Consider the following 8,298-nt stretch of genomic DNA (forward strand, 5'->3'; position numbering starts at 1 on the left):
GTTAAAATTTTAAAAAACACGTTCGCTAAAAGGCTAAAACTACTAGGACTTAAGACTTAAGGAAGCAGGTTCGGCTCGGTGCGAAACAGAATTGTGATTATACAAAAGTGATGCTTAAAGGGGGCTGAATAAGCAAGAGAAATTTTGGAAAAACGATTTGGAAAATTTTAAATTTCATATAATGAAATTTTATGCTTAGCATGCCTGGTATAAATTCATCTCCGCCCTCCGTAAAAATTTTATAAATTTCACAGGCGACCGCATCCAGAGATTCAAAATTTCATCATATTTACGACCGATGACCGCCGCCCCATTCGCCCATAAAACCCGTTTGCAAAACACTTAAGCGCACGATTATAAGATTTCGCTATAATCACGTCCGATTTAAAATTTAAAAGGACTTTTATGCGCGCAATTTTTTCTATCTATATCTTCATCATCGCGGCCCTTATCGGCATCGAGCTCTCGCTCGGCGCACTCGTCGCGCCCGTGGTATTTTTCCCGCAGCAGATTATCGGAGAGGGCGTGCTATCACACTTTCAAAGCGGCAAGCTAATGAGCGAGATCTTCGTAAAATACGGCGGCATCCTCATCGCAGTCTCGATCATCTGCCTCGTTTTTGAGATGATAAATTTCAACAACAACAAATCGCAATCCTTTCGCTTGCGCCTTTCGACCCTGATGCTGACGCTCATAAATATTATACTTGCCCTACTTTTCGTGCTTTACTTTACCGACTACGTCATAAATGCCCAAAAGATCGGTGCAGAAGCGACGATGACGCCGGAATTTGCCCAAATCCACGCGGCTAGTGAGTGGTGCATGAAACTCATCATCGTGTTTCAAACGGTGCTGTTTTTCGCAAAAATCCTCCCCGCCCTCGCCACAAAAAAGGCAGCACCGGAGCAAAGCACAGCCGATGCAGATTAAAATTTACTACGAAGATACCGACGCGCAGGGCATCGTGTATCACGCCAACTATATAAAATTTTGCGAGCGGGCGCGCAGCGAGGCGCTTATGCAGACTGGGGTAGACTTCGCGCGCGCGGACACATACTTCGTAGTTAGCGAGCTTTTCGCTAAATTTCTCCGCCCCGCGCGCCTCGGCGATACGCTTGAAATTCGCACGAGCCTAGCCGCGCTCAAAAACGCCAGCGCCCTTTTGCGGCAAGAAATTTACAAGATCAAAGATATTAAAAACACGAATTTTAGCGAGCTTTTATACGCACAGGACGTAAAAATCGCCTTCGTAAAAGAAGGCAGGCCGATCAAATTTAACGCCGAAATTTTAGAATTTTTCAAATCTTTGAAATAAATTTATTTCGCGGGTTCAAATTTCCTAGTCGCGTGCGGCACAAACATAGCGCAGACCGACCTTCGGCGTAAAATCTAAAAATGCGCAGAGCTCTTGGACAGTAATAAAATTTGCAGGCTAGATAAAATTTTACGACATAGAATTTCGCTCGGCGTTAAGGTTTAAATTTTGATGCTACATCGCGACATAAATCGCCTACGCACCTAGAGATAGCCAGATAGAAAACAAAATTTAAAATATCAGAATTTTGCAATGGCGTTAAATTTTGCCTTGCCCCGCCGCTTTATGAAATTTCTCGCCCTTAAATTTAAGCCCGCGCAGATCGAGTCTGTGTTTTGCCTCGCTAATCCCGCTAGTCCGTGAAATTTAAGCAGGTTAAATTCGCCCCGTCCGCTCGCTCGCCGCAATGAAAATCGCGGCGCCCGCGCAAAAAGCTGCGCGCAAAATCAAAATAGCGCGCAAAACGAGCGCTAAAATGCGCCTCACAGCAGCTCTTTTATCTTTTGCAAATCCTCTTTGAAAAGCTCCGCCTTACTCGGATTTTGCGCGATGAATGCGGGATCGAAGCTCGGCACGAAGCTGATGCCGCCCTCGTTAAAGACCGAGCCGTGTAGCGCGTCCATGCCCGCTAGATCGCCGTTTCGCAGCACGATTTTACAGCAGAGCTCGCCCAGGCAGAGCACGACTTTGGGTTTTAAAATTTTGATCTCATCAGTCAGATACGGCGCGCATTTTAAGATCATTTCCGAGCTTACGCGCCTATTTTGCGGCACCGCGCACCTTATCAGAAAGCTAAAATAAATTTCTTCCGGCGCGCAAATTTGATCTAGCGCCGCTTCAATCTCGGCCTCCAAGCTGCCGCCAAAACCCTCGCTAACGCCCGGCGCGAGAGCTACGATCATAAGTTTTACGCTCGCGGGAGTTTTAAAATTTTTGATAGTTTTGAAATTTTTAAAATTTTGCTCGGCGCTTCCCGTGCGCGTTTTAGCAAGCTCGCAGAGATTGCACTCGGCGGTAGCGGATTTTAGCGCATCCAGCGCCTTGAAAAATCGCGCGCCGCCGCTTAAAATTTCGGCGCTTACGTATCGGTAGCCGAACGCTTTGTAATAAAGCAACCTGCGTAGTTGCGAGCTTTGCATGGCGCGCCTACGATCTGTTTAAATTTCGCGCAACGAATCCGCGATCAAACTGCGCCAAATCTTTGTAAAATTCCGCTCTAAAACCCTGCTCGCGCAAAAACGCCGACAAGCTCTGCTTTTGATCGTAGCCCATCTCGCAGGCCAGAAATTTTGCGCGCCGTGCGGCGATCAGCACGATGCGTTTTAAAATTTCATCCCCCCTCTCGCCGCCAAACAGCGCCTGTTTCGGCTCCTGCAGCACGCGCGCGTCCAATGCATAGGAGTTTGCGATGTATGGAGGATTTGAGACGATGAGATCAAACTCGCCCGCGATCTCATCCGCGTAGGCGCAGTGCGCAAACTCGACGTCCGCGCCTAAGCTTGCGGCGTTTGCGCGCGCCACTTCAAGCGCATCCGCGCTGATGTCGCTGGCCGTGATGCGGCAAGAAGGAAGGAGTTTTTTTAAGCAAATAGCGATTATACCGCTGCCCGTGCCGATCTCGCAAATGCGCGGCTCGCCCAAGCTCTGCGCCAAAGTAAGCGTCTTTTTTACTAAAATTTCGGTCTCGCAGCGCGGTATCAGCACTCGCTCGTCGACGTAAAATTTAAAGCCCATAAACTCGCAGCTTTGCGTGATGTATTCAAGCGGGCGGCCGTCTTTAAATTCAACGATCTTGGCGCGAAATTCTGCTTCATGCGCGAGCTCTTCCGAGCATCTTAGCACGAGCTGTTCGTCACTAAGGCGCTCGCAAAGCTTTAAAATTTCGCGCGCGACGTATTTTGAGCCGCACTGCTGCAGGCCCCATCTTAGCGCCTCAGCGATCCTCATCAAGCTCTCTTATGCGCTCATACAGGCTCGGGTGTGAATGATACACCGCAGCGTAAATTTTATGAGCGAGCGGAAACGCCTTGTTTTCGCTGCCTAGCTTCTTTAGCGCACCGATCATACTCTTTTTATCCTGCATGCTGGCACCATGCCGGTCCGCGCTAAATTCGTGCATGCGGCTAAGCTTGGAGATCACCGGCTCAAAAAACGCATGCAAAATCGGCGCAAACAAAATCATAAAAACCAGCGTCGCGCCGCCGCCCTCGCTAAGTCCTAGCGCGCCGAATACGCCTGCGGGGAGGTTTCCGAATACCGCAAACGTCGCGCCCAAAAGCACGAAGCTAAGCGCTAAGCCTTTCAAAATGTCGCCGTGTTTGAAATGCCCGAGCTCGTGCCCTAAAACGGCTAAAATTTCATCCTCGCTCAGCTTCTCTATGAGCGTGTCGAAAAGCACGACCTTTTTCGTCGCTCCGAAGCCGCCGAAATAGGCGTTTAGGCGCTTATCGCGCTTGCTCGCGTCAATCGTAAAAACGCCGCTACTTTTAAAGCCGCAGCGCTGCAAAAGCCCCTCTATGCGCTCTTTTAGCTCGCCTTGCTCTAGCGGCTGCATCTTATTAAACAGCGGCGCGATAACGGTCGGATAGATTAAATTTATCAGTAAAACTATGCCGAAGCTTAGCAGAAAGCCCCAGATCCACCAGTGCGCACCCAAACTATTTACGCAAAAAACGAGCGCAGAGGCTACCACAAAGCCGAAAACCAGCGTGAGCATGAGCGATTTTAGCGTATCTTTTACGAAAACGGCGGGCGTTATCGTGGAAAAGCCTAGGCGTCTGTCTTTGACGAAGGTTTTGTAAATTTCAAGCGGAAGCGATATCGCGCCGCCGATGATTAAAAACGCCGTTACGAAGCAGCTCTGCGCAAAAATCCCGTCGCCAGCTAGATCATATATCGCGCGCTGTAACGCGCCCGCGCCCGCAAGTATCCAAATAAGCGCCACCGCAAAAGAAAAGCAGTGCGAAAATATATTAAATTTTAAATTTACCACGCCGACCTCGCCCGCCTTGCGATAATCCTCCTCGCTAAGCACCACTGCAGGCTCTTTTAGCTTGGCGCGGATGAAGCTTAGCTCAAGCAAATCGAGCGAAATTTTATAAATCGTGTAAAGCGCGTATAAAAAGATCAAAAACCAAACCATCGCGCCTACTTTAGGCTCTCGGCGAGCGAGAGTACTTCGTAATATTCATTTTCCATACTGTTTAACGTTCCTCTTTTTTCTTCAAGTTCTTCAAAAAGCCCCTGCATACCGAGCTTTTGATAAATTTCAGGCGTCGAGAGCGCGTGATTCAGCTCCTTTATGCGCGCCTCGATAGCCTCGATTTTAGCGGGATATTCTTCTAAAATTTTATTCTGTTTGTAGCTAAGCTTTGCGGCGCTCGTTTTCTCCTTTTTGTTTTCGCGACCGCCTTCCTCTGCGCTCGCGCTCGCGCCAGCGTCGGCTTCGATCTGATCAATCTCCGCCATCTCGTCTTCAAACTCCAAATACTGCGAATAGGGCATTTGAATTTGATCGATCGTGCCGTTTTTTTCAAAAACCCAAAGCTTATTTGTGATCTTATCGATGAAATAGCGATCGTGGCTTACGATGATGACGGCACCTTCGAAACTTAGCAGGTAGTCTTCCAAAATATTGATCGTCGCGATATCAAGATCGTTTGTCGGCTCGTCCAAGATCAGGCAATCATATTGCTCGGTAAAGAGCTTGGCAAGCGCCAGGCGGTTCTTTTCGCCGCCGCTAAGCACGCCGACGGGCTTATCTAAAAACTCCTTCGGAAACAAGAAATTTTTCAAATACCCATAGACGTGCATGTAGCTGCCGCGGACGCTTATGTGATCGCCGCCGTTGGGGCAGAAAATTTCGATTATGCTTTTATCGTCCGTGATGCCGCTGCGGGTCTGATCGAAGTAGCCGATCCTAATCTCGCCGCGTTTGATCTCGCCCGCATCGATCTTGCTGCGGCCGAGTAGAATTTTAAGCAAAGTGCTTTTACCCGCGCCGTTAGCGCCTACGATGCCGATGCGCTCGCCCTGCAAAACTCGCGCCGAGAAGCCCTTAAAAAGCACCTTGCCGTTTAAAATTTTGCCGATATTCGTGCATTCAAAAAGCATCTTTTTGCGATTGTCGCCGCCCGTGCCGTTAAAGCTCCTGCTCGCGCGCTCCAGCTCGAGCCGCACGCGACGGATAGCGCCCGGGTTTTTTTTCGCATCCTGCCTCATCTGCATGATGCGCGCCTTGCGCCCTTCGTTGCGCTTTAGGCGCGCCTTTACGCCGCGGTGCAGCCACTCCTCCTCGGCGCGCAGCTGTTTAAGCAGCGTCTCGTGGGACTTTTCGAGCGAAGCAAGCATCTCCTGCTTGCGCCTCAGATAGTTCTCGTATCCGCCGTCGAAATTTGAAATTTTACCCTCTTCGATCTCGATACTGCGCGTCGCCAAGCGGTCGATGAAGTAGCGATCGTGGCTGATAAAAACAATCGTCTGCTTCGAGCTAAGCAGCATATCCTCTAGAAATTTCACCATATAGACGTCGAGGTGGTTCGTGGGCTCATCCAGCAGCAGCACGTCGGGCTTTTTAAGCACCAGCGCGCCCAGCGCCACGCGACGAATTTCGCCGCCGCTAAGCGTGCAGACCGAGCGGTTTTCGTAAATTTTAAGCCCGAAATTTTGCAGCACCTGCTCGATCTTATTATCGATCTGCCAGCCGTCCTTGGCTTCGATAAATTTAATCAGCTCGTCTTGGCGCACCAAAAGCTCCTTGTTTTCGGGCTGTGCGGCGATTTCGCTCGAGATCGCGTCGTATTCGCTAAGGGCGGCGTAAATTTCGGCTAGCTCCCTTCGCAGCGCGTCTTTAACCGAGAGGTTTTCATCGAATTTCGGCGTTTGAGCAAGCATCTGTATGTTTAGCCCGTTTTGAGTGATGATCCGCCCCTCGTCGATCTCGCACAGACCCGCGACGATCTTCATCAGCGTGGACTTGCCGCCGCCGTTTTTGCCGATCACGGCGACGCGCTCGTTAGCGTCCAGTGCGAAATTTACGCCGTCTAAAACGATGTGGGAGCCGAATTTTTTCGTAACATCGATAAGCTCGATCAAAGCCAATTTTAAGTTCCTCTAGTGTTAAATTCGGTGATTTTACACAAAATTCTATTAAATTTTAATAACTTTTAAAGGTTCAGCGATGCAAAGTTTGGAATTTGGCGGCTTGCGCGTAGAAATTTTCGCCCCGCACGCGCCGTCTTTTGCGCCTGCGCCCTTCTTTGCAAAAGAAGCCGTGTCCGCACCGATCATCTACCTGCACGCCTTGGAGTTTAGCGCGGCCAGTGTGGGCGAAATTTACGAGTTCGTCTCGCGACGAAGCGGCGCGGATTTCATGCTTGCAGCGATCTATCTAAGCGAGGCGCAGTGGTGCGAAAAGCTTAGCCCATGGGCGGCAAAATCGCCGTTTAAGGGGGTGCGCGATTTCGCAGGTGGCGGCGCGGCGCACTTGGAAAAATTTACGAACGAGCTGATCCCGCGTATCGAGCGACACGTATTCGGCGCGGGCAAACCTGCGTGGCGAGCGTGCGCGGGATACTCGCTGGCAGGGCTTTTTAGCGCGTATGCGGCGTTTGCGAGCGATAAATTTCAAAAGATCGCCTGCGTCTCAGCGTCGTTTTGGTTCGGCGGATTTGACGCCTTCGTCGCCGCACACTCGCCGCAAAGGGGGCTGGCGCACGTCTACGCGTCCTTGGGCGAGGCCGAGATGAACCCGAAAAATCCGCGCGGAGCACTCTGCGGCGAGACGGCGCGAAATTTCATCGCAAAATGCCGCGGCGCGGGCGCAAAAGCGGAGTTTGAGCAAAATCCGGGCGGGCATATGCAAGATGAGATCGCAAGAATTTCAAAAGCACTTTTAAGCCTCGTAAATTCTTAAAATTCGTGGAAATTTTAAAATTTAGCAACAGAATAAAGTGCGGTGAGAGATTAAAAGAAACTAGCTAAGAAGCGGCACGAAGTGTAAATTTAAGCGAGCCGCCGTTAGAATTTCTCGCGCAACGGTTTCTCGCGCGATGCAATGAAATTTAAAACAAACCCGCATTAAAATTTTATAACGCAAGCGGTGCGGCAAGAATGATGCAGCGCAATTCGGCGTGAATAGGACAGCGCGTCGTCATACTATACTCGCGTAAAGCGGTAGTTCCGCCATAAGTACACTAACAACACGGAGCGTCGTTGGTATTTTAGCAGCTTTGAGCGTAAATCATGCGACGCGGCACCGATGCGGCACAGGCGGCGTGGTGCAATGCAGATTTCAGGCGGGATGTCGCTAAATTTTTGCAGATTGCGCTAGTGGTTTAAAATTTCAAGCGAGCCGTCATTATAAAATTTAAAGCAAATTATGTCGCAGCTAGGATTTAGCGCGCCTGCAAGCTAAATTTAAACTCTATCATACGCGCCTTGTAGTCGCACTCGATAGAATTTAGCGTGCCTACAAGCTAATTTTAACAGCAGCGCGAGCCGTGTATGATCTCACCGTTTCATTTAGCGTACCTGCGAACTAAATTAAACTGCTGAAATTTCAAAATTTGCGCTGCGCCAAAGAGTGCTTTGATACTACGATACGTGCTGCTCGGTTTAAATTTTAAAATTTAGCAGTTAGTGAACACTTAGCCGACACTTGCTGAATTTGCGGCGGCGGAATTTGCAGAATTTCGCGAATTACCGTTTGCAGAATTTTGCCCTGTGAAATTTCGCGGCGCATGCTTCATTATCAGCTCTCTACTGAGCGCTTTGCCCGACGCACGTTTCGCCTTTTCTCTCGCTATACAGATAGCGCCGACCGCTCCATTACTCGCGCTCACTATGTCATTTGCTACATTTGCTCGGAACCAACTGCGAAAAGCTGCAAATGCACCGAATTCTAACCGCACACCCTAAATTTAACCATCTACGCAAAGGGCAGAATTTTTTTGTAATTGCTCCACAGCTCGCTATCCTCGCCG

The 8,298-nt window shown here is 49.6% G+C and carries 7 protein-coding genes; 3 read left to right on the forward strand and 4 right to left on the reverse strand.

The window, feature by feature from the left end; genetic code table 11:
- Positions 1 to 405 precede the first annotated feature (405 nt).
- Positions 406 to 930, forward strand: coding sequence for a DUF4149 domain-containing protein (locus Q0257_RS12205; protein ID WP_298025155.1), 525 nt, complete (start codon positions 406 to 408; stop codon positions 928 to 930).
- Positions 920 to 1,315, forward strand: a complete 396-nt coding sequence (locus Q0257_RS12210) for a YbgC/FadM family acyl-CoA thioesterase (protein WP_298025156.1) — start codon at positions 920 to 922, stop codon at positions 1,313 to 1,315. Before Q0257_RS12205 ends, Q0257_RS12210 begins: the two co-directional genes overlap by 11 nt.
- A gap of 482 nt (positions 1,316 to 1,797) precedes the next feature.
- Here Q0257_RS12210 and Q0257_RS12215 read toward each other — a convergent pair whose 3' ends face one another.
- Genes Q0257_RS12215 through abc-f form a run of 4 tightly spaced genes read right to left on the reverse strand, consistent with a single transcriptional unit; the run spans position 1,798 to position 6,415 of the window.
- On the reverse strand, positions 1,798 to 2,454 hold the full coding sequence (locus Q0257_RS12215) for a uracil-DNA glycosylase (protein ID WP_298025157.1): 657 nt from the start codon (positions 2,452 to 2,454) through the stop codon (positions 1,798 to 1,800).
- A 7-nt stretch (positions 2,455 to 2,461) separates the two neighbouring features.
- Positions 2,462 to 3,262 (reverse strand): peptide chain release factor N(5)-glutamine methyltransferase, encoded by an 801-nt coding sequence (gene prmC / locus Q0257_RS12220; RefSeq protein WP_298025158.1) that lies wholly within the window; start codon positions 3,260 to 3,262, stop codon positions 2,462 to 2,464.
- A complete protein-coding gene (locus Q0257_RS12225) occupies positions 3,249 to 4,457 on the reverse strand; it encodes a M48 family metallopeptidase (RefSeq protein WP_298025160.1) in 1,209 nt (402 codons plus the stop codon). The genes prmC and Q0257_RS12225 overlap by 14 nt, the downstream gene beginning before the upstream one ends.
- Positions 4,458 to 4,462: 5 nt before the next feature.
- The gene (gene abc-f / locus Q0257_RS12230; protein WP_298025161.1) at positions 4,463 to 6,415 is read right to left on the reverse strand and encodes a ribosomal protection-like ABC-F family protein; all 1,953 of its coding nucleotides are present in this window, start codon (positions 6,413 to 6,415) and stop codon (positions 4,463 to 4,465) included.
- A 79-nt stretch (positions 6,416 to 6,494) separates the two neighbouring features.
- Here abc-f and Q0257_RS12235 point away from each other — a divergent pair, with 79 nt between their 5' ends.
- Entirely contained in the window at positions 6,495 to 7,229 is a 735-nt protein-coding gene (locus Q0257_RS12235; RefSeq protein WP_298025163.1) for an alpha/beta hydrolase-fold protein, read from the forward strand.
- The last annotated feature ends 1,069 nt before the right edge of the window (positions 7,230 to 8,298 follow it).

This window comes from uncultured Campylobacter sp. (genome assembly GCF_938018035.1).
Lineage (GTDB): Bacteria > Campylobacterota > Campylobacteria > Campylobacterales > Campylobacteraceae > Campylobacter_B.